Below are 20,167 nucleotides of genomic sequence, written 5' to 3' on the forward strand. Positions count from 1 at the left end.
TTTATCGCTCCGTCTGCGTCCACATTCCCCCCTTTTTTTTTTACCCCGCCACACCCAATATCTTAATTATATTTCAGTTACTTCACGGCGTGGGTTGCCGCCCCCCGCCTCTTCTAATTGCGGGGCGCGCGACTATGCGATGGGCAGTGTCAAAATGCGAACAATCAGCAGACTTTTCGATTCCCGCGACCAGGCAGCGCGTGCCGTTGCCGCGCTTCAGGCGGCAGGAGTTTCTCAAGAACAGATCAGCGTCATCGGACCTTACGACGACGAAATCAGGGCTGTCCTGCGTGGTCCGGGCGGTGCCGCGCTTGGCGCGGCCGCTGGTCTGTTAATCGGCCTGGGTGCTTTTGAGGCCACCGGCATTGATCCTGTCGGAGCGGTGGCTGGCCTAACTCTTGTCGGTGGGGCCTGCGGCGGCTTTGCTGGTGGGCTTCTCCAGGCATCTGCCGATGTTGCCAGACAGCCGGGTGAGCCGAATGTTGAACAAGGCGTCATTTTCGTGATGGCGCAGGTCGATGAAAATCAGGCCGATACCGCACAGGCAGTGCTGGAAAATCCCATCCGCGTAACGCAACTCGTGGCCACAGCCGGCTGAGATGCGTCGGGTTGGTTCGCGCCTGACTCCTTCCCGGCTTATCGCGCACGAATCGCATTCAGATCGGGGTTTCCCGCTGAGCCGTCAGTTTTCCCTCTGACGGTTCACGAGGCGGGAAGCGTCTGCTCGACCAGGTTGACGTAGTAGCGCAGCACGGTCGGCACGATCTCGTCATTGAAGACGTAGCGGTCGCCGTGCAGGCCCTCGCCGGGCCCGACATCGCCGACGCCGATCCACGCGTAGCAGCCGCCTGCCTCGCGGATCATGAAGGCGAAATCCTCGCAGCCGAGGCTCGGGCTGAACTCGGTCGAGACGTTCTCGCTGCCGACGGTGGCGGCGGCCGCCGCGATGGCGCGGGCCGTGGCGTCAGCCGTGTTGATGAGCGGCGGACAGCCCTTCTTGTAGTCGAGCGTGGCCTTGAGCGCATGGGCTGCGGCAATGCCGTGGGCGATCTCGCCGATCAGCTTCTCGCAATGATCGGAATGACCGGGCTCGAAAAACCGGCAAGTGCCTTGCAGCCAGACCCTGCCCGGCACGATGTTGCCGACTTTGCCGCCGTGGATCTGGGTGAGGCTGACGACCAGCGCGGTTTGCGGATCGACCGAGCGGCTGACGATACGCTGAACGGCCTGGACAAAGGCGCCCGCGGCCAGGATCGGGTCGTCGCCGAGCTGCGGCATGGCGGCATGCGCGCCAAAACCCTCGAAGGTCAGCTCGAAATTGTCGACGGCCGCCATCTGTGCTCCAGCGCGAGCGGCGATCGTCCCCTGCTCCAGGCCCGGCCAGTTGTGGACGGCATAGATCGCCTCGATCGGGAAACGCTCAAACAGGCCGTCTTCGATCATGCGCAGGCTGCCGCCTTCGTTTTCTTCGGCTGGCTGGAAGACGAAGTAGACGGTGCCGTCGAAGGCGCGGGATTGGCTGAGCAGGCTGGCCGCGCCGAGCAGCATGGCGGTGTGGCCGTCATGGCCGCAGGCGTGCATCACGCCCTCGTTCCTGGACGCATAGGGCAAACCGGTCCTTTCTGCGACCGGAAGCGCGTCCAGCTCGGCGCGAAGGCCGATGGCGCGTGTGCCCGTGCCGCTGCGCAGGACGCCGACGACCCCGGTGCCGCCGATCCCCTCATGCACCTCGTCGAGGCCGAAGGCGCGCAGTTTCTCGGCAATGAAACGCGCCGTTTCGTATTCCTTGAATCCGAGTTCGGGATTGCAATGGATGTGGTGCCGCCAGGCTATGACCTCTGGAGTCAGAGCGGCGATCGGGTCATTATGCAGCATGATGCTCTCCTTCCAAGCCGCAAAGGGCGGTTTGGATCACGATTAGAAGGTCGCACAACAGGCGTCTTAAACCAGATTGACCGCTGCAGGGACAAAAACCGTGGACGCGACAGAGACCAGGAAATACTGGCGCCATCCCTGCTTCCCTGAGCTTGGCCTGTTCAAGGCGCGCTTCACGCAGCATCGCTACGAACTGCACACGCACCCAACCTATGTGATCGCGCTGATCACGGCTGGCTGCGAACGCATCCGCATCGGGAGCCACAAAATAGTCGCTCCGGCAGGCACCATTGCCGTCGTCAATCCCGAGGAGTGGCATGACGGGGAACAGGGTGCGGAGGAAGGCTGGGCCTACCGGACGTTTTATCCCCCGGTGCCGCTGATGGCGGGCCTCGCCCACGAGCTGGGCAGGGCTGACGCTCCGGTCTTCTCACGTCCGAATATCGAAGACAGCGATCTCGCCGCAGCGTTGATGGCAGCGCACCGGAGCTCGACCTCACCGGACGCGACGCAAGCCGAGACGTCGCTGCTCGTCGCCTTGAGACATCTCATCGTTCGGCATGGCGATTGCAGCGGGCGGGTAGAGGAGATCGAAAGCTCGGGATCGCGACGGAGGTTCTCGCTCTACGAGAACCTTGTCGAAAGCGACCTTGGGTCGCAGTGCGACCTGCAGCGGCTTGCCGACGCCGCGCGCGTCACCCGGTTCCAGGTCATCCGGGATTTCAAGAAAGCGATTGGCCTGACGCCTGCAGCTTATATCCGCGACCGGAGACTGCGTCGCGCCAGTTTCTTGATCGAACAGGGGCTCGGCCTCGCTGAGGCCGCCATTGCGGCAGGTTTCGCCGACCAGAGCCATCTTTCCCGTGCGTTCCGGACCATGCATGGCATGACGCCAGGCATGTTCAGGAGAGGCAGAACTCCCGAACCAAACCGAGTTCACATCGACATGAAATGATCGGGCAGTGGCCGGACCACCAATGTCGGCGCCAATCGGTTCCCGGCGCAACCTTGCGTTGTCATTTCGCCGCCGCCTCCACCCGGTCCGCAGCGGCGGCCAGCACGGCGCGGTCGCCCTCCTCGTACAAGCGATGGATCGAGATGGCGCTGACGCGCCAGCCTTCGGGCGTCCGCACCAGCCGGTGCAGATAGCTGGCGCCGACCGTCCAGAACCGGGCGCCGATCCAGTGGCTGGCGCGGACATGGCTGCGCGCGACCGCATCGTTACCCGCGCCTTCGACAACGATGTTGGTGATGAGGTGCTGGGTGGCGTCGAAGCCCGGCAGCAGGCCTTGCCACTGAGCAATCAGCGCGTCGCGGTCGCTGGTCGCGACCTCGCCACCGAAAAGGCTGGTATAGTCGGTCGTGACGCGGGTCGTGAAATAGGATTTTACCCGATCCCATTCGCGCAAATCGGCATAGAGGCCGATCCCCGCCACCGCCTCGGCGATGGCGGCCTTGTCTTCGCTCGTCAGCGCAGCCGTGGACTGCATGGTGCTCAAGGCGGGCAGAGCGGCAAGCGTCGCGGCAAAAACTGCCGAGGCCAAAACAAACCGGCGGGTGACGGGGCTCATTGTCCCGCCTCCCCTGCACTGCCCAGCGTGGCGCGGAAATGCGCGGCAACGGCGTCGCTCGCCGACTTCACCGGCGCAGCGCGGTCGTAGAAGTCGAACTGGGTGACGTTGTCGAGCCACAGCTCCTGCTTCGGCCCGGTCAGCCGCGCATAGAATTTCCGCGCGCCCTGCGGGATGGCAGCCGCCTCGCTGTGCACCATCAGCAAGGGCTGATGCAGGCGCCGGGCAGCCTGGATCGCATCGAATGTCAGCCAGCCGCGCCAGAAGGCCGGATCGGCCTCGTTGCGCCAGGCCGGGATCATGCCGCGACCAGCCTCTGTATAGTAAGGCACCTTGAACATGATCGCCCGCTCGTCGGTCAGGCTGGCGGCGGGCAGGAAAGCCTGCTTGTCGGTGCGGCGATAGGCGGCCTCGGCCGCATCACCCACAGCTTCAGCCTGGCAATGCCGTCCTTGCCGCCATAGGTCTGCTCGACCACCTCGGCATCGTGCAGCCAGGGCGCGACCAAAGCGACCGACTTGATCGCGGCATTTTTGGCGGCGGCAGTAACCGTGTAGCCGGAGCTGGCGCAAATGCCGAGCCCGCCGATGCGGTCCTTGCTGATCTCGGGCCGGGCCGCGAGATAGGCGACCGCCGCCTCGATGTCGGCGACCTTGGCGGTGGGGTCCTCATACTGGCGGCGGGCGCCGCCGCTCTCGCCCCAGCCGCGAAAATCGAAGGTCAAGGCGACGAAGCCGCGGTCGGCCAGCTCGCGGGCGTAGCGGGCCGGCATCTGTTCCTTCACCGTCATCCAGGCACCGGTCACCACCAGCGCGGGTCGAGGTCTCGCCGGGTCCAGATCCTCGGGCAGATAGAGGTCGCCGACGATCTGCTCACCGTGCGCGGCGAAAGCAACGCGCTCGACGCGCGATGCGGCGAAGGCGCTTGAGCCGAGGGCGACGGCGGTTGCCGTGGCCAGCGTCAGGATTTTCAACATCGTAAATCTCCTTTGGCCTGGAGCGAAAAGCGCGGAGCGACGGATTAAAGGCCGCCGTCTCAGCGGTCATCCGCCAGTCGGCCGGGCAGTGGCTTCAGCTTGTAGTGCGTCCAGTAGAAGGTGTCCGACTGGTACATGTCGGTCAAGAAATTCTGCGCCTCGGCGATCTTGCCGTCCTTGATGCGAAACATCAGGGCGAAAAGCTGGTCGATCTCGGGACCCGAGCCGACGTTCGACCAGCCGCGATGGATATCGACGACGAGATCACCCTGCGCCTGGAAGAAGATCGGCTCAGCCCTGAATTTGCCGTCGGCCAGGCCACGGAAGAAGGCGACCACTTCCTCCGGCCCGCGCTTGTCGCCGGCTAGCGGATGGTGGCCGGGAATGCGCCACACGATGTCGGCCGCCAGGAAGGGCCGAACCGCCTCCGGGTTCCCGGTCGCATAGGCTGCGTAATAGTCCTTGATCAACTGGATGTTGCGGTCTTCCTGCGGGCCGCCGTTGGCGGGGGCGGCGGACACCGCCAGGAGAGCGCCGGCGGCGAGCGAAGCGAGCCTGGTCATCGGTCCTGTCTCCTTGCTTGATCGAGCCGTCGCAACAGCGAGGCCGTTCGTCGGGCCCAACATGAGACTTTTGGTTCACCGGAAAAACCCGTAGAGTCCGACAAGGCTATTTGGAATATCCTCACAATGCGACTCGACCAGTTCAGCGGCATCGTCGCCTTTGTGAAGGTCGCGGAGGCAAAAAGCTTCACCCGCGCCGCTGCCGAACTCGGCGTCGCCCCGGCCTCGCTCAGCGAGGCGGTCAAGGGCCTCGAGGAGCGTCTCGGGGTGCGGCTCCTCAACCGCACGACCCGCAGCGTCGGCCTGACCGAAGCCGGCGCCCACTATTTCGACCACGTGCGCCCAGCGACCGAGGAGATCCGGGCGGCAGGCGCGGCACTGCGTGAGACCCGCGACCGCCCCGCCGGCACGCTGCGGCTGAGCCTGCCGTGGATCGCCGCGCCGCTGCTGATCGAGCCGCTGATGGGACCGTTCATGGATGCCTACCCCGAGGTGCGGCTTAGCCTGATCTTCGACGACAATTTCGTCGACATCGCCGCGCAGGGCTTCGATGCCGGCGTGCGGATCGGCGAGCTTCTTGAGAAAGATATGATCGGCGCGCGTCTAGGCGGACCGTTGCAGACGGTGGTGTTGGGCAGCCCCGACTACCTGGCGCGTAACGGCACGCCAAAACGACCCGCCGACCTCGCTGCCCACCGCTGCATCGCCTTCGCCTTCACCCGCACCCGCGCCATCTCGCCCTGGGAGTTTGTTGTCGATGGACGCCAGGTCGAGTTCACGCCCGACGCACGTCTGGTCGTGAACACACTGCCGCTCTGCATCACCGCCGCCGCGCAAGGGCTTGGCCTGGCCTTTGCCGTCGAAGGCCTCGCTGCGCCGCTCCTCGCCTCAGGCGCGCTGGTCAAGGTGCTGGAGCCTTTCTGTCCCACCTACGAACCGCTCCACCTCTATTATCCCAGCCGTCGCCTCGTCCCGCCAAAGCTGCGGGCGTTCATCGATTTCGTCCGCGCCAACGCCCACAATTTGCGGATCTGATGCGCCGCCGCGAAACCAGCCATGACGCATATCGGCGAGCCGGTCCGGCTCACCCCAGGCGCCGACCATCTGCCGGGTGGCGGCGTTGAGGCGGTTGAAGGCGTTGATTGGCCGCATTGCAAACCGCAACAACCCGTCGCGTTGAGCCAATAGTTCCGGCTTTCGCGGCACGGAGCCCGATGCTAAGGGCTGCAAATCTTGAATCAGCAACGGATCGCCCTGTGACCGACACTGAACGCCCTCGCCTGCCGCTGATCGAAATCTGCGTCGAAGGCATCGATGGCCTGCTCGCCGCGCAAGCCGCCGGCGCCGACCGGATCGAGCTCTGCGCCAGCCTCGTCGAGGGCGGCGTCACACCGAGTTTTGGCATGGTGCGCGCAGCCGTCGAACTAGCGACGATCCCATTCCACGTCATCGTGCGGCCGCGCGGCGGCGATTTTCTCTACAGTGACACCGAGTATCGTTCGATGCTCGCCGATATCAGCGCGCTGCGCGAGCTTGGCGTCGCCGGTGTCGTCGTCGGCTGCCTGAATGCCGACGGTACCATCGACGAAAAGCGGATGAGCGAATTGGTGCAGGCGGCAGGGCATTTAAACGTCACCTGCCACCGTGCCTTCGACATGACACGCGATCCGACTGATGCGCTGGAAGCGCTGATCCGCAGCAAGGTCGGCCGCGTGCTGACCAGCGGCCAGCGCGACACCGCATTGGAGGGCGCGGCCCTGCTGGCGGCCCTCGTCCGGCAGGCGGGGAAGCGCATCATCATCCTCGGCTGCGGCGGGCTCGACCCAAACAACATCGCCGAGGTGCGGGAAAGAACCGGACTGACCGAAATGCATTTCGCCGCACTCAAGGACGTGCCGAGCGCCATGCTTTACCGCAATCCCCGGGTTGGCATGGGCGGCACCGACCTCGACCGCGAGTACCGCAACACGGTGACCGACGCGGCGCTGGTGGCGGCGACGATTGCGGCGGCGAAAGCATGATCGCGAAGGAAGAAAACAAACGGGCACGCCTGCCGATCGACCGGGTCTCGCCGCAGGACGAGCCCGTCATCCTCGCCCTCAACAACGCGCACGCGGCCGAGTTGTCGTGGCTTGAGCCAGAACGCCTGTCCTTCCTGCTCGGCGAAGCGTTTTATGCGCGCCGCATCGGCGCGCTCGAAGCCTTCATCATGACCTTCGACCAGGACGCCCGCTACGACAGCCCGAACTTCCTGTGGTTCCGCGAGCGCTATCCTCGCTTCGTCTATGTCGACCGCGTCGTCGTTGCGGGAGAAGCGCGTGGCCGCGGCCATGCCCGGCGGCTCTATGAGGATCTGTTCGACCATGTCTCGCGTGCCGGCCAGACCATCGTCACCTGCGAGGTGAATGCCGAGCCGCCCAACCCGGCTTCAGATGCCTTTCACGCAGCGCTCGGCTTCGTCGAGGTCGGCGACGCGGTGATCCACGGCGGCAAGAAGGCGGTGCGCTACTATACCAGGCCGATCACCGGCTGAGGCGACAGCGCTGCCCTGCCAGATGCGGTTTGCAGGGCGAGCCGCATGGCTCGTGCGTTTCTCCCCTTGTTGTGGGAGAAGGAAGAACCGGCACGCTGCCGGTTCAGGCGTTGGCGGCGGCCACCGCGCGCTTGGCCATCACCACGATCAGATTGGCGCGATAATCGGCCGAGGCATGGATGTCGCTCATCAAATCATTCGCCGGCACTTTCACTCCGTTGAGGGCGGCGGCGTCGAAATTCATGCCAAGCGCCGCCTCGATTTCCTTCGAACGAAAGACGCCGCTGTCGCCGGCCCCGGTGACGGCAACGCGGACTCCATCCGCACCGTTGGCCACGAACACACCGACGATCGCATAGCGCGATGCCGGGTTGCGGAATTTTTCATAGGCCGCCTTGGCCGGCGCGGTGAAGGTCACCGCGGTGACGATCTCGCCGTCCTCCAGCGCCGTCTCGAACAGCCCTGTGAAGAATGCGTCGGCGGCGATCTCGCGCTTGTTGGTGACGATGGTGGCGTCGAGGGCAAGAAGTGCCGCCGGATAATCGGCGGCGGGGTCGTTGTTGGCGATCGAGCCGCCGATTGTGCCCTTGTAGCGCACCGCAGGATCGCCGATCCGGGACGCCATATGGGCGAGCGCCGGACACGCCCTCTTCAGCTTCTCGTCGCTGGCGACATCGTGATGCGTGGTGGCGGCGTGGATGGTGATGGTGGAGCCCGCCACCTCAATGCCTTTCAATTCCTCGATGTGCGAAAGATCGACGAGATCGGACGGTGCGGCAAGCCGCGTCTTCATCGCCGGGATCAGTGTCATGCCGCCCGACAAAAGCTTTGCATCGCCGGTCTCGAGCAGCTTGACGGCCTCGGCGACGGAGGCGGCTCGGTGGTAGTTGACTGGGTACATTTGTCTTTCTCCCTTCGGGGGAAGGAGCGAATAGGGAGTAGTGAGTAGCGAATAGGGCCTACCCCTTCGCACGCACTTTGTTCCCTATTCGCTACTCCCTATTCGCTATTTGCTTATCAATGTTTCGTCGCCCGGATCGCTGCCCAGACCGTGGACGGCGATGCCGGCATGGCGATATCGGTGATGCCGATGGCGTCGGTGATGGCGTTGATCACGGCCGGCGGTGAGCCGATGGCGCCGGCCTCGCCGCAGCCCTTGATGCCGAGCGGATTGCCCGGGCACGGCGTGTTCGAGGTCGAGACCTTGAACGACGGCAGGTCGTCGGCGCGCGGCATGGCGTAGTCCATGTAGCTCGCCGTCAAAAGCTGCCCGCTGGCGTCGTAGCGGGTGCCCTCCAGCAAGGCCTGGCCGATTCCCTGGGCGACGCCGCCATGCACTTGGCCTTCGACGATCATCGGGTTGATGATGTTGCCGAAATCGTCAGCCGCGACGAACTGGACGACCTCGGTCACGCCGGTCTCGGGATCGATCTCGACCTCGCAGACATAGCAGCCGGCCGGGAAGGTGAAGTTCGACGGATCGTAGAATGAGGTCTCCTTCAACCCCGGCTCCATGCCGCCAGGCAGGTTGTGGGCGGTGTAGGCAGCAAGCGCCATCTGGAACCACGGCACTTGCTTGTCGGTGCCGGCGACCTTCAGGGCGCCATTTTCGATGACGATGTCGCCCTCGTCGGCCTCGAGCAGATGGGCGGCGATCTTCTTGGCCTTGGCCTCGACCTTGTCGAGCGCCTTGACAACGGCCGACATGCCGACGGCGCCCGAGCGCGAACCGTAGGTGCCCATGCCCATCTGCACCTTGTCGGTATCGCCATGGACGATGGAGACGCTGTCGATCGGCACGCCGAAGCGCTGGTTGACCAGTTGCGCGAAGGTCGTTTCATGGCCCTGGCCGTGGCTGTGCGAGCCGGTCAGCACCTCGATGGTTCCAGCGGCGTTGACGCGCACCTCGGCACTTTCCCAAAGGCCGACACCCGCTCCAAGACTGCCGACCGCCGCCGACGGCGCCAGTCCGCAGGCCTCGATATAGCAGCTCATGCCGATGCCGCGCAGCTTGCCTCTGTTGGCGGCGTCGGCCTTGCGCTGGGCAAAACCGGCATAATCGGCAGCGGCGATCGCCGCGTCCAGCGAAGCGGCATAATCGCCGGCATCATAGTTCATGATGACCGGTGTCTGGTGCGGGAACGCGGTGATGAAGTTCTTTCGGCGAAGTTCCGCCGGCGACACGCCCAGCTCGCGTGCGGCGGTCTCCATGGTGCGTTCGAGCAGATAGGTGGCCTCCGGCCGCCCTGCCCCGCGATAGGCGTCGACCGGCGCGGTGTTGGTGTAGACGGCGCGCACATTGGCGTGGATCGCCGGAATGTCGTACTGGCCCGACAACAGCGTCGCGTAGAGATAGGTCGGCACACAGGACGAGAACAGCGACATGTAGGCGCCGAGATTGGCGATGGTGTCGACCTTTAGCCCGGTGATCCTGTTGTCCTTGTCGAAGGCCATTTCGACCGTCGAGACATGGTCGCGGCCATGGGCGTCGGTGAGAAAGCTCTCGGTGCGGTCAGCGACCCATTTGACCGGCACGCCGGTTTTCTTCGAGGCCCAAAGGCAGATGATTTCTTCCGGATAGATATAAATCTTCGAGCCGAAGCCGCCGCCGACATCCGGCGCGATGACGCGCAGCTTGTTTTCGGGCGCGACATTGTAGAAGGCGCTCATCACCAGGCGCGCGAGATGCGGGTTCTGCGAGGTCGTCCAGCAGGTATAGTGGTCCTCGGCCTTGTCGTAGTGACCAAGCGCTGCGCGCGGCTCCATGGCGTTCGGCACCAGCCGGTTGTTGACGATCTTCATGCGGGTGATGTGGGCAGCCGCCTTGATTGCCGCGTTGGTTGCCGCGCTGTCGCCGAGCTCCCAGTCGAAAATCAGATTGCCGTCGGCTTCCGGATGGATCTGTGGCGCACTCCTTTCGAGCGCCTTCGGAGCATCGACGACTGCCTTCAGTTCCTCGTAGGTGATGTCGACCGCTTCGGCAGCGTCGCGCGCCTGGCCCTTGGTTTCGGCAACCACGACGACCACCGCGTCGCCGACATAACGGACCCTGTCGAAGGCCAGCGGCGACCACGCCCCCATCTTCATCGGCGAGCCCTCCTTGGAATGGATCATCCAGCCGCAGATGAGATTGCCGATGCCGTCGGCCTTGAGCTCTTTGCCGGTCAGCACGCCGATGACACCCGGCATGGCCTGGGCTTTTTTGACATCGATCTTCTTGATCTCAGCATGCGCATGCGGGCTGCGTACGAAGGCCGCATGCTTCATGCCGGGAACCACCATGTCGTCGACATAGCGCCCGGCGCCGGTAATGAACCGCTTGTCTTCCTTGCGCGCTACACGAGCGCCAACACCTTCAATGCCCATCGCAGAAATTCCTCCCGAAAAAGTAGGGGAATAGGGGAGTAAGGCAGTAGGGCAGTAGGGATTTGAGCCGACTTCCCCTACTGCCTTACTGCCCTACTCCCTTACTGCCCCTCATGCAGCTTGCCTGGCCTTGCCCTTCGAAGACATCGTCTCCGATGCGGCGAGGATCGCCTTCACGATGTTGTGGTAGCCGGTGCAACGGCAGATATTGCCTTCGAGCTCGGCCCGCACCGTGGCCTCGTCGAGGCCTTCGGGGTGACGGTTGACCATGTCGGTCGCCGCCATGATCATGCCCGGCGTGCAGAAACCGCATTGCAGGCCGTGATGCTCCTTGAACGCCGCCTGCATCGGATGCAGGTCGGCGCCGTCAGCCAAGCCTTCGATGGTCACGACGCTTGACCCGGAGGCTTGCACCGCAAGCATCGTGCAGGATTTTACCGCCTTGCCGTCGACATGGATCACACAGGCGCCGCATTGTGAGGTGTCGCAGCCGACATGCGTCCCGGTCAGGCCGAGATTCTCCCTCAAGAAATGAACCAGAAGCGTCCGGTCTTCGGCAGCGCCGCTGACCCGCTTTCCGTTCACCGTCAATGATATCTCCGACATGAAACCTCCCTGGGTGTTACCTTGGTCGTTTTTGGCGTCGGTGGTGCCCGAGCCCTCCATCTGTCCGCTATTCTTATACCGCTTAGAGCACGGGAAATAGTGCCGCGGAATGCCGAGATTGCGAGAATGCAGTTCGGCCGAAAATCCGCCTATTGTACTTTCGGTCACGCAAAGACAGGCAAACGGCGCAACGAAGCGAAGCCTCGATCGCCATGCGATGCCGCCTGCCGGCCATGAGCGGCAATGGGGCTGGCCAGGCCGATTTCAGCCGATGCCGTGTTTTCTGAGAACCTCCTGCTCATCGCCTGACACCCAGCCGAATATTTTGGGCTCCCCACCCAGCTTCTGCACGAGATAGTGGACGTCGAAATCGATCGTGACGTCGGTTTGGCCTTTGCGCGCAAAGATCGACGTCCAGGCGACGTGGGCAACGCAATGATGCTCGTCTATCGGCGAAATGCCAACATCGCGTATTCGCATCTCCTTGGTGCCGATCGCTCGATAGCGAGCATAGCCTTGTTCCATAGCCTGCTTGAGCTGGTCGTCGTTCTTCCCGACCATGATGCCGGCAGGCGACGCCGCAATGAAGGCGGAAGCATAGACCGACGTGACTTCGTCCATGTCGGCATCACCGGCGAGGGATTTCCGGAAAAGCCGCTCGTAGCGTTCGAATAGCTTCCTGACCTGGGCGTCCATGGATAACTCCCTTCCGCTGTGGTTTTGGATCTGACGTTTCTGAGCGCCGATGCTGTCAAAAACAGCAGAAAATTCAATTCCGTCATGTTGGCTCATTGCCAAAGTAGCACTTGAAGACAACAATGGCTTCGACGCCGGCGCGCCAGGATCACAAAAAAACAGCCGCGCACAAAAAGAGCGTCGGAGGAAATGGAGGAGGAAGCCGCTGGCCAGTTCACGGACGCGCTATGCATGCGGTCTATCGGTTCTCACCACCGACGAACCCGACGCGGATGCGTTCGCCCGGGCGGTGGCAGTGGAAGCCGCGGCCATCGACGCTGGATTTGCCCTGCTGTTTTTCTCGCAAAGCCTGCTTGAGGCAGTCGCCCTTTCGGAAGCGCTGGAGAACCACGCGCCGGCGCTCCGCTATGCCGGCTGCTCGACGGCCGGCGAGATTACGCCCAAAGGCCTGGAGGACGGCCAGGTCATGGCCATGCTGCTTCCCTCCGTATCTTTTTCGGCAGCCAGCACCATGGTCGAAAATCTGTCGTCATCGGGCATGGACGGGATCACCGGCGAAGTCGAGGCGCTGAGGCGTTCATTACGCGGCCGCGTCGGGCACGAGCGAGCCGACACCACTTTCGCGCTCTGCCTCATCGACGGGCTGTCCTATGCCGAAGAAGCGGTCACCTCCGCCATCCATTGGGGGCTCGACGATATTCCACTGATCGGCGGTTCGGCGGGCGATGATTTGAAATTCGAGACGACGCGGCTGATCTCGAATGGCAAGGTTGCCTGCGACTGCGCCATCATCGTGCTGATCACCACGGAAATTCCTTTCCACGTGTTCAAGACCGACAATTTCGTCCCCACCGACGAGAAGCTGGTGGTGACCGCGTCCGATCCCGATCACCGCACCGTGCGCGAATTCAACGCCACCAATGCCGCCGAGGAATATGCCGCCTCGGTCGGCGTCATCCCGCAGATGCTGACGCCGCTCAGTTTCGCTTCGCACCCGGTGGTGGTGAAAGTCGGCGGCGAATTTTACTGCCGCTCGATCCAGAAGATGCATGCGGACGGCTCGCTGTCGTTCTTCTGCGCCATCGACGATGGCGTCGTCCTGTCCATCGCCCGACCCAAGAACATGGTTGAATCGACGCGTGCCGCCTTCAGGGATGTCGAGGAAAGGCTTGGCGGCATCGACATGATCCTCGCCTTTGACTGCGTGCTGCGCAGGCTCGATGCGCGCAACCGCCAGGTCTTTCGGGAGATGTCGGAACTCTACAAGGTCAACAACGTCATCGGCTTCGGCACCTATGGCGAGCAGTACCGGTCGATGCATCTGAACCAGACGTTCACCGGCATCGCCTTCGGAGAGCGGCAGGCGGCGGAGTAGGAGGTTTCATGCCGCTCAGGGACATCAACGACCTGGAGAAGCTGAAGAAGATCAACGCAGCCCTTGTCAGCCGCGTCGAGCGCTCGATGGACCAGCAAGGCAACGCGTTCTCGCTGTTCCAGACCGCGATTTCGCTCGAGAATCGAGTGCGTACGCGCACCGAGGAACTGCACTCGACACTGCGCAGATTGGAACAATCCAACATCGATTTGAGCGCGGCCAAGGAAAACGCCGAACTGGCGAACCTGTCCAAGACCAGGTTCCTGGCAGCCGCCAGCCACGACGTGTTGCAACCGCTGAACGCCGCGCATCTCTCCGTCTCGGCGCTGGCCGAAGTGCAGACCAGCGACGAAGGCAAAAAACTGGTCCGGCAGGTCGAGCGGTCGCTGGAGACGATGGAGGATCTGCTCCGCACCCTGCTCGACATCTCCAAGCTCGATGCCGGCGTCGTGCAGCCCGATATCGGCGACGTCAGCCTGGAGGTGCTGTTTTCGTCGCTGCGCTCGGATTTCCTGCCGGTCGCCGAATTGAAGGGCCTGACGCTAAAATTCCGGCCGGTCAACGCCGTCGTGCGTTCGGACCGCACCTTGCTGCGCCGCATCCTGCAGAACATCCTTTCCAACGCGCTGCGCTACACCCGCTCCGGCGGCGTGCTGGTCGGCACCAGGCATCGCGGCGACACGATCCGCATCGATGTCGCCGATACCGGCTGCGGCATCCCCGACGACCAGCGCGAGGCGGTGTTCGAGGAGTTCCACCGCGGCACTTTCCCGACCGATGCCGGGCTAGCCGGCGGTGGGCTGGGACTGGGCCTGGCCATCGTGCGCCGCATCGCCGCCGCACTCGGCCATCCCGTGACGTTCTCGTCGAAAGTCGGGCACGGCACGATTTTCCACATCGACGTTCCGGTCGGGATCGGCGCCAGCGTCGATCCCATTGCCAGCAGCGCCGACATGGAGCGGCCGCGCGGCTACGGTCTGTTCGGCACGAAGGTGCTGCTGGTCGAGAACGACGTCGAGGTGCTGCAGGCGATGACATCCCTCCTCGAGCGCTGGCAATGCCTGGTGCGCCCTGCCACCTCGACCGATGCTGCACTCGACATGCTCGGCGATACGGACTGGGTGCCGGACATCGTCATCGCCGACCAGCATCTCGACGGCGGCGACCTCGGCACCACCACGATCGCCGAGGTCCGCGATTATCTCAGCCGCGCCGTGCCGGCGCTGATCGTCACCGCCGACGGTTCGGAGACCGTCGCCAAAGCCGCCCGCGCCGCCGGCATCGAGCTGATGCGCAAGCCGCTGAAACCGGCGCAGCTGCGCGCCCTGCTGGCGCATCTCTTGGCTTGATCCCAAAGACACGGGCAGAAGACCGCGAGCGACAGGAAAATGGTGCGCTGTCACCGTGATTTCTCGTCCTTGGACGGAAAAGGTAAGTTCTCGGTTACGGTTTAGTCACCCTAACGGGTACGGCTAAAACCCCGCCTGGCCGCGAAACAGCTCGGCGCTGTCGAGCTTCGAAACCTCGATGACGGCTTGCGTGCGGCTGTAGACATTGAGCTTGCGCAGGATTTCGGAGACATGCGCCTTGACGGTGGTTTCGCCGACCTGCAGCTCGTAGGCGATCTGCTTGTTGAGCAGGCCCTGGCGCAGCATCTGCAGCACCCGCAATTGCTGCGGCGTCAGTTTGGCAAGGCGCTGCACCATCTCGGCGCGATCGGTGCTGTCGGCGTCCGGCGGCTGGCCTTCATAGGTTTCGGGCACGTAGATCGCGCCTTCCATCACCGAGCGTATGGCGGCGGCTAGATCGCTCTTGCGCGCCGATTTCGGGATGAAGCCGGCAGCACCATAGGACAGCGCCTCGGAAATGATCTTCGGCTCCTCATGCCCCGAAACGATGACCACCGGCAGGCGCGGATAGCGGGTCCGAAGCTGCAGCAGTCCGTCGAAGCCATGCACGTCGGGCATGCTGAGGTCGAGCAGCGCGAGATCGAACGGCTTGGCGTCCGCCAGAAGCTCGAACGCCTCGGTGATCGAACGCGCCTCGACAGTGTCGACGTCCGGATAGGCCATCTGCACGGCGCTGTGCAGCGCCTCGCGAAACAGCGGGTGGTCGTCGATGATCAGAAACCGGGCGCGATCGTTGACTGCGGTCATGGCGTTCGTTTCAGTTCAGGGCAGGATAGAATAGCCCAGCGACCATGGCCAGATTATTGGCAAATAGTACATCGCCATCCCTGGCCGAAGGACGGAGATGGCAATTTCGGGACCATCATGCCTTGCCCGGTCGTCCAAATCGGCCGAATGTGCAGGAATGAGCGATCTCGTCCTGCATAACTACTACCGCTCCTCCACCTCCTACCGGGTGCGGATCGCGCTGGAGATGAAGGGCCTGACCTACCAGTATGTGCCGCATCATCTGCGCCACGGCGAGCATCTCGAGCCCGCCTATCTCTCGGTCAATCCGCAAGGACTGGTGCCGGCGCTGATCCTGGGCGACGGCACGCTGCTGACGCAATCGCTGGCGATCATCGAATTTCTCGACGAGACCAGGCCCGAACCGCCTCTTTTGCCGCAGGACGCGCCTGGCCGGGCCCGCGTCAGGATGCTGGCGCAGATGATCGCCTGCGACATCCATCCGGTGAACAACCTGCGCGTGCTGACGTCGCTGCGCACGCTGTTCGGCGCCGGCGACGAGGACGTCGCCAACTGGTTCCGGCACTGGGTGAACGAAGGTTTCCAGCCGCTTGAAAAGATTCTTGTTTCATCGCCTGAAACAAAAACGTTCTGCCATGGTGACACGCCGGGGCTGGCCGACATCTGCCTGGCCGCGCAGGTCACCAGCAACGCCCGTTTCGGCGTCGACATAGCGCCCTACCCGACGGTCACACGCATCCACGCCGCCTGCATGGCGCTGCCGGCCTTCCAAAAGGCCGCACCCGAGAACCAGATCGATGCCGAATAGCAGCGCTATCCAATTATGAGGAATTGCCGATGAAAGCCGTTGTCTTCGAAAAATTCGGCGAGGTGCCGACGATCCAGACTGTTGCCGATCCGGAGCCAGCACCGGGCGGCGTTGTCATCAAGGTCGAGGCGACCGGGCTCTGCCGCAGCGACTGGCATGGCTGGATGGGCCACGACGACGGCATCCGTCTGCCGCATGTGCCGGGCCACGAGCTTGCCGGCGTCGTGGTGGCCGCCGGCAGTCAGGTGACTCGCTGGAAGACCGGCGAGCGCGTCACCGTGCCGTTCGCCGTCGGCTGCGGCCGCTGCTTCGAATGCAGCTCCGGCAACCATCAGGTCTGCGAGCACCAGACCCAGCCCGGCTTCACCGGCTGGGGCTCGTTCGCCGAATATGTCGCCATCGACCATGCCGACACCAATCTGGTCCGCTTGCCGGACGTGATGGAATTCGCCACCGCCGCCAGCCTTGGCTGCCGCTTCGTCACCTCGTTCCGCGCCATTGTCGACCAGGGCCGGGTGACACCAGGCGAATGGGTGGCCGTGCATGGCTGCGGCGGCGTCGGCCTGTCGGCGATCATGATCGCCAGCGCCATGGGCGCCAACGTGATCGCCATCGACCTGACCGACGAGAAGCTGGACTTCGCCAAAAAAATCGGCGCGGTGGCGACGATCAATGCCGCCAGGACGCCGAACGTGGTCAAGGCGGTCAAGCAGATCACCAATGGCGGCGCGCACATGTCGATGGACGCGCTCGGCCATCCGACGACCTCGTTCAACTCGATCGCGAACCTGCGCCGGCGCGGCCGCCATGTGCAGGTCGGGTTGATGCTTGGCGATCACGCCAGGCCGCAGATCCCGATGGACAAGGTGATCGCCTTCGAGCTCGAAATCCTCGGCAGCCACGGCATGCAAGCCTACCGCTACCAGGCGATGATGGAGATGATCCGCACCGGCAAGCTGAAACCCGAATTGCTGGTCGGCAAGCGGATCAGCCTCGATGAGGCGCCCGCGGCCTTGATGGCGATGGGCGGCTTCGAAGGCATCGGCATCGGCGTGGTGACGAAGTTCTAGCCGTGCGGCTCCCCCTTCTCCCCTTGTGGGAGAAGGTGGCCGCGAAGCGGCCGGATGAGGGGTGCTCCAGCTTGGCACCAACAGCACTCCGGCCAGCACCCCTCTTCCGTCTTGGCGCTGCGCGCCAATCCACCTTCTCCCACAAGGGGAGAAGGAAGAGAGGCCGCCGCCTACCGCGCATATTTCTTCGCACCGACCACGCAGAGCACGACGGCGGCGGTGACGGCGATCATGGCGGGGCTGACTTGCTCGTGCAGCAGCATTGCCGCTAGCCCGAGGCCGAAGAAAGGCTGCAGAAGCTGCAACTGCCCGACCGCGGCGATGCCGGCTTGAGCCAGCCCGCGATACCAGAACACAAAACCAATCAGCATGCTGAACAGCGAGACATAGGCCAGGCCGATCCAGGCGGCCTTGCCGACGTTTTCGAGCGACGGTGGCATGGTGATGAGCGTCAGCGCCAGCATGACCGGCAGTGACAACACCAGCGCCCATGAGATCACCTGCCAGCCACCAAGTTTGCGCGACAGCGTGGCGCCTTCCGCATAGCCCAGTCCGCACACGATGATTGCCGCCAGCATCAGCATGTCGCCAAGCGGCGAGGCCGAGACACTTTGGGTCACCGCAAATCCGGCAACCAGGGCGCTGCCAAGGCATGAAAACAGCCAGAAGGCCGGTTTGGGGCGATCGCCGCCGCGAATGACGCCGAAGATCGCGGTCGCCAGCGGCAACAGGCCGATGAAGATGATGGAATGGGCCGAGGTGACGTGCTTGAGCGCCAGCGCGGTCAGCAGCGGAAAGCCGACCACGACGCCGAGCGCCACGATGGTCAGCGACAACAGATCCTGCCGTTCCGGACGCTTCTGGCGAAAGACGAGCAGAAGCGCCAGGCCGAGGATGCCTGCCGTGGCAGCGCGGGCGACGGTCAGGAAGGCCGGATCGAAATCCATCACCGCAACCCGCGTTGCCGGAAGCGATCCGCTGAAAATCAGTACTCCTACGAATCCGTTGATCCAGCCGCCCGCCGTCTTGTCCATCGCATGCCCCTGATGTTCTCGCCCTCTATCGGGCCGGACCTATGGCGCCGCCAGAGACAATGAGGTACAGTTCGACAAAACTGTCATGGTAGATTGAGCAGTACGGATGGACGAGCAGACGACGGCAAATGTGGGCAGCGGGACGCTTGTCGAAAGCGTCATGGCGACGATCAGGCACAGGATCGCCGCGCGCAGCCTGACACCGGGAACACGATTGCCTTCGATCCGGGCTTTCGCGAAAACCATGCAGGTTTCGAAATCCACAGTGGTCGAAGCCTATGAGCGTCTTGCCGCAGAAGGCATCATCCGCTCGCGTCCAGGTTCGGGCTTTTATGCCGCCGGACCGTTGGCTCCCTTGTCGCTGGCCGAGATCGGCCCCAGGCTTGACCGTGCCGTCGATCCGCTCTGGGTTTCGCGCCAGTCGCTGGAAGCCGGCGACGGCGTGCTCAAACCCGGTTGCGGCTGGCTGCCGGCCGCGTGGATGCCGGAGGCCGGATTGCGCCGGGCGCTACGGACAATGGCACGCGGCGATGATGTCACGCTGACCGATTACGGCACTCCGCTCGGGCTGCCGCCGCTGCGTCATCTGCTCGCCCGGCGCATGGCAGAGCACGGCATCGAGGCGTCTCCCGACCAGATCATGCTGACGGAATCGGGCACCCAGGCCATCGACCTCCTGTGCCGGTTCCTGCTCGAACCGGGCGACACGGTGCTGGTGGACGACCCCTGCTATTTCAACTTCCATGCCCTGTTGCGCGCTCATCGGGCCAAGGTGGTCGGCGTTCCCTATACGCCGTCGGGACCGGATATCGAGCTGTTCGCGCAGGCGCTGATCGAGCACCGGCCGCGCCTCTACATCACCAATTCCGCGCTTCACAATCCAACGGGTGCAATTCTGTCGCCGGTCGTCGCCCACCGATTGCTCAAGCTCGCCGACCAATCGGATCTGACGATCATAGAAGACGATATCTTTGCCGACTTCGAACACACCCCGGCACCCAGGCTGGCGGCGTTCGACGGTCTTGGTCGCGTCGTCCATATCGGCAGCTTCTCCAAGACGCTTTCGGCGTCGGTGCGCTGCGGCTTCATCGCGGCTCCGCGCGACTGGATGGAAGGGCTGACCGACCTCAAGATCGCCACGTCCTTCGGCAGCGGCAGGCTTGCCTCCGAACTGGTGCTGACGCTGCTGAAGGACGGCAGCTATCGCAAGCACGTCGATTTGCTGCGCACGCGGCTTTCACGCGCCATGGCTGAGACAGGCAGCCGCCTGAAGGCGATCGGCATCATGCCGTGGATCGACCAGCCGACCGGCATGTTCTTGTGGTGCAGACTGCCGGAAGGCGTCGATGCAGCGGAAATAGCCCGCCGCGCCTTGTCGGCCAATGTCGTGCTGGCGCCCGGCAATGCGTTCAGCCTGTCCCAAACCGCCAGCCGTTTCCTGCGCTTCAACGTCGCGCAGTCGGCGGATGAGAGAATTTTCAGGACGCTTGAAGAGGCGATGTCGCGTTGATTTTCCCGCACTGTCCCTTCTCCCACAA

The 20,167-nt window shown here is 63.7% G+C and carries 21 protein-coding genes; 10 read left to right on the top strand and 11 right to left on the bottom strand.

Translation table 11 applies throughout. The features are described 5' to 3' along the window. Positions 1-598, top strand: a 598-nt coding sequence (locus AC0L2M_RS03340; RefSeq protein ID WP_473534030.1) for a hypothetical protein, incomplete at its 5' end; no start/stop codon positions are given. A 104-nt stretch (positions 599-702) separates the two neighbouring features. On the opposite strand, the gene AC0L2M_RS03345 is transcribed toward AC0L2M_RS03340, so the two are convergent. Continuing rightward, positions 703-1,875: an amidohydrolase gene (locus AC0L2M_RS03345; protein WP_473534031.1), complete on the bottom strand. Its 1,173-nt coding sequence runs from the start codon at positions 1,873-1,875 to the stop codon at positions 703-705. A 100-nt stretch (positions 1,876-1,975) separates the two neighbouring features. Here AC0L2M_RS03345 and AC0L2M_RS03350 point away from each other — a divergent pair, with 100 nt between their 5' ends. Then, positions 1,976-2,830: an AraC family transcriptional regulator gene (locus AC0L2M_RS03350; protein WP_473534032.1), complete on the top strand. Its 855-nt coding sequence runs from the start codon at positions 1,976-1,978 to the stop codon at positions 2,828-2,830. Between the two features lie 61 nt (positions 2,831-2,891). On the opposite strand, the gene AC0L2M_RS03355 is transcribed toward AC0L2M_RS03350, so the two are convergent. Genes AC0L2M_RS03355 through AC0L2M_RS03370 form a run of 4 tightly spaced genes read right to left on the bottom strand, consistent with a single transcriptional unit; the run spans position 2,892 to position 4,985 of the window. Continuing rightward, positions 2,892-3,446 carry a nuclear transport factor 2 family protein gene (locus AC0L2M_RS03355; protein WP_473477051.1) on the bottom strand — a complete coding sequence of 185 codons (555 nt, stop codon included), beginning with the start codon at positions 3,444-3,446 and terminating at the stop codon, positions 2,892-2,894. Next, a complete protein-coding gene (locus AC0L2M_RS03360) occupies positions 3,443-3,874 on the bottom strand; it encodes a hypothetical protein (protein ID WP_473534033.1) in 432 nt (143 codons plus the stop codon). The genes AC0L2M_RS03355 and AC0L2M_RS03360 overlap by 4 nt, the downstream gene beginning before the upstream one ends. Then, complete coding sequence (locus AC0L2M_RS03365) at positions 3,805-4,422, bottom strand: alpha/beta hydrolase (protein ID WP_473534034.1); 618 nt, start codon at positions 4,420-4,422, stop codon at positions 3,805-3,807. The genes AC0L2M_RS03360 and AC0L2M_RS03365 overlap by 70 nt, the downstream gene beginning before the upstream one ends. Positions 4,423-4,481: 59 nt before the next feature. Further along, complete coding sequence (locus tag AC0L2M_RS03370) at positions 4,482-4,985, bottom strand: nuclear transport factor 2 family protein (protein WP_023803615.1); 504 nt, start codon at positions 4,983-4,985, stop codon at positions 4,482-4,484. A 126-nt stretch (positions 4,986-5,111) separates the two neighbouring features. Here AC0L2M_RS03370 and AC0L2M_RS03375 point away from each other — a divergent pair, with 126 nt between their 5' ends. The 3 genes from AC0L2M_RS03375 to AC0L2M_RS03385 all read left to right on the top strand — a co-directional run bounded on the left by AC0L2M_RS03375 (position 5,112) and on the right by AC0L2M_RS03385 (position 7,518). After that, on the top strand, positions 5,112-6,020 hold the full coding sequence (locus AC0L2M_RS03375; protein WP_128246838.1) for a LysR family transcriptional regulator: 909 nt from the start codon (positions 5,112-5,114) through the stop codon (positions 6,018-6,020). A 179-nt stretch (positions 6,021-6,199) separates the two neighbouring features. Continuing rightward, complete coding sequence (locus AC0L2M_RS03380; protein WP_473534035.1) at positions 6,200-7,006, top strand: copper homeostasis protein CutC; 807 nt, start codon at positions 6,200-6,202, stop codon at positions 7,004-7,006. Continuing rightward, on the top strand, positions 7,003-7,518 hold the full coding sequence (locus tag AC0L2M_RS03385) for a GNAT family N-acetyltransferase (protein WP_128246840.1): 516 nt from the start codon (positions 7,003-7,005) through the stop codon (positions 7,516-7,518). The genes AC0L2M_RS03380 and AC0L2M_RS03385 overlap by 4 nt, the downstream gene beginning before the upstream one ends. Positions 7,519-7,621: 103 nt before the next feature. Here AC0L2M_RS03385 and AC0L2M_RS03390 read toward each other — a convergent pair whose 3' ends face one another. From AC0L2M_RS03390 to AC0L2M_RS03405, 4 genes are all read right to left on the bottom strand, one after another. After that, the gene (locus tag AC0L2M_RS03390) at positions 7,622-8,419 is read right to left on the bottom strand and encodes an FAD binding domain-containing protein (RefSeq protein WP_473534036.1); all 798 of its coding nucleotides are present in this window, start codon (positions 8,417-8,419) and stop codon (positions 7,622-7,624) included. 116 nt (positions 8,420-8,535) lie between these two features. After that, positions 8,536-10,884 carry a xanthine dehydrogenase family protein molybdopterin-binding subunit gene (locus AC0L2M_RS03395; RefSeq protein WP_473534037.1) on the bottom strand — a complete coding sequence of 783 codons (2,349 nt, stop codon included), beginning with the start codon at positions 10,882-10,884 and terminating at the stop codon, positions 8,536-8,538. A 111-nt stretch (positions 10,885-10,995) separates the two neighbouring features. Further along, a complete protein-coding gene (locus AC0L2M_RS03400; RefSeq protein ID WP_287055216.1) occupies positions 10,996-11,490 on the bottom strand; it encodes a (2Fe-2S)-binding protein in 495 nt (164 codons plus the stop codon). 264 nt (positions 11,491-11,754) lie between these two features. After that, positions 11,755-12,186, bottom strand: coding sequence for a nuclear transport factor 2 family protein (locus tag AC0L2M_RS03405; RefSeq protein WP_473534038.1), 432 nt, complete (start codon positions 12,184-12,186; stop codon positions 11,755-11,757). A gap of 205 nt (positions 12,187-12,391) precedes the next feature. On the opposite strand from AC0L2M_RS03405, the gene AC0L2M_RS03410 reads away from it, so the two are divergent. After that, complete coding sequence (locus AC0L2M_RS03410) at positions 12,392-13,561, top strand: FIST N-terminal domain-containing protein (RefSeq protein ID WP_473534275.1); 1,170 nt, start codon at positions 12,392-12,394, stop codon at positions 13,559-13,561. Between the two features lie 8 nt (positions 13,562-13,569). After that, on the top strand, positions 13,570-14,910 hold the full coding sequence (locus tag AC0L2M_RS03415; protein ID WP_128166753.1) for an ATP-binding response regulator: 1,341 nt from the start codon (positions 13,570-13,572) through the stop codon (positions 14,908-14,910). 123 nt (positions 14,911-15,033) lie between these two features. On the opposite strand, the gene AC0L2M_RS03420 is transcribed toward AC0L2M_RS03415, so the two are convergent. Next, positions 15,034-15,717 carry a response regulator gene (locus tag AC0L2M_RS03420; protein ID WP_023803603.1) on the bottom strand — a complete coding sequence of 228 codons (684 nt, stop codon included), beginning with the start codon at positions 15,715-15,717 and terminating at the stop codon, positions 15,034-15,036. Between the two features lie 157 nt (positions 15,718-15,874). On the opposite strand from AC0L2M_RS03420, the gene maiA reads away from it, so the two are divergent. Together maiA and AC0L2M_RS03430 are read left to right on the top strand one after the other, a co-directional pair. After that, entirely contained in the window at positions 15,875-16,525 is a 651-nt protein-coding gene (gene maiA / locus AC0L2M_RS03425; RefSeq protein WP_128166755.1) for a maleylacetoacetate isomerase, read from the top strand. 29 nt (positions 16,526-16,554) lie between these two features. Further along, positions 16,555-17,595: a zinc-dependent alcohol dehydrogenase family protein gene (locus AC0L2M_RS03430; RefSeq protein WP_023803601.1), complete on the top strand. Its 1,041-nt coding sequence runs from the start codon at positions 16,555-16,557 to the stop codon at positions 17,593-17,595. A 170-nt stretch (positions 17,596-17,765) separates the two neighbouring features. Here AC0L2M_RS03430 and AC0L2M_RS03435 read toward each other — a convergent pair whose 3' ends face one another. Next, positions 17,766-18,629, bottom strand: a complete 864-nt coding sequence (locus AC0L2M_RS03435) for a DMT family transporter (protein ID WP_473534039.1) — start codon at positions 18,627-18,629, stop codon at positions 17,766-17,768. Positions 18,630-18,735: 106 nt separating this feature from the next. On the opposite strand from AC0L2M_RS03435, the gene AC0L2M_RS03440 reads away from it, so the two are divergent. Continuing rightward, entirely contained in the window at positions 18,736-20,139 is a 1,404-nt protein-coding gene (locus tag AC0L2M_RS03440) for an aminotransferase-like domain-containing protein (RefSeq protein WP_473534040.1), read from the top strand. Positions 20,140-20,167 lie beyond the last annotated feature (28 nt).

The sequence above is a fragment of the Mesorhizobium sp. WSM4806 genome (genome assembly GCF_055811635.1).